This window comes from Flavobacterium sp. GT3R68, assembly GCF_007109225.1.
In the GTDB taxonomy this organism is placed as follows: domain Bacteria; phylum Bacteroidota; class Bacteroidia; order Flavobacteriales; family Flavobacteriaceae; genus Flavobacterium.
This window is the reverse complement of the sequence record NZ_VJZK01000042.1, coordinates 1-1,017: the sequence shown is the minus strand read 5'-3', so window position 1 is coordinate 1,017 and position 1,017 is coordinate 1. Positions and strand designations below refer to the sequence as shown.

Below are 1,017 nucleotides of genomic sequence, written 5' to 3'. Positions count from 1 at the left end.
ACTCAAATCCTACAAGCAATTCTGCTTCGCCATCAATTACATTACGTAAACCACGTTTGTTGGTTAAATCCGCTTGAATTACCTTAACCATTGTTTGAGTAAGTCTACTCACCATTCTACTATCCGCAGAATTCAAGAGCAAAGTTCGCAATGCAGTTCGCAAAGTTTTACCTGCCTTCCCTGCCCTGCCAAATTCAGAACCATTTTCACGTGTTCTCTGGAACGCTGGATCATTTGCAATTCTGCTGGCATCGATTCCTCCTTTTTCACGTGCTAAATGACCATCTTTGGTTTTGTAAAAAGTAATATCCCCGATAGTACCTTTCAATTTAATTATGCCCTTCTGTCTTGCCATAATTACTAAATTTAGATTAAATTATTACTTAAAACTCTTTCAATCATCATCTGTTGCAACACCTTTCGATTGATTATGAAGCAAATTTTAGCCAATTAAACCACATAAAAAAGACTCCCCTATTCCATATGTCACTTTGTGACACAAATGGCAGAAATCGACATAAATACCCATTTACACCCATCATAAATGGAAACAAATCGTCGCTTCTGAACGAAAGGAATTATTTACTATTTTTATTGAGTGCAAGAACTTGGATCATAAGGGTTTCAAGTTAGGCAAAGCCCAATCAAAGCTATATATAGAGTATGAGAACCGAAAACAAGAGATTATGTATCTACCCAAAAGATATACAACGCATAACAGGAAAGAGTTATCGTCAAAGCATTAGACTACTTCAAAAAATAAGAAAGGAGCTCAATAAGCTCCAAAATGAGTTCGTGTCAATCGAGGAATTTTGCCAATACACGAGCCTAAAAATTGAACAGGTTGAACCTTTAATTATTGGTTGAAAAACGCGTTTTAGGCAACTAAATTTTGAACCGATTCCAATTCAATAATATTACTCGACCGGTTCAAATTTTAAACAATGAAAGACCTTTTTTTATTTTGATAAACCTTTAATTATCACTATATTTACAGCGATAAGATTACATGATTTT

The 1,017-nt window shown here is 34.7% G+C and carries 1 pseudogene; it reads right to left on the bottom strand.

From position 1 onward, the window contains the following. Positions 1 to 355 (bottom strand): annotated as a pseudogene (locus FNW07_RS13720) (hypothetical protein); the annotation flags it as partial. Positions 356 to 1,017: the final 662 nt, after the last annotated feature.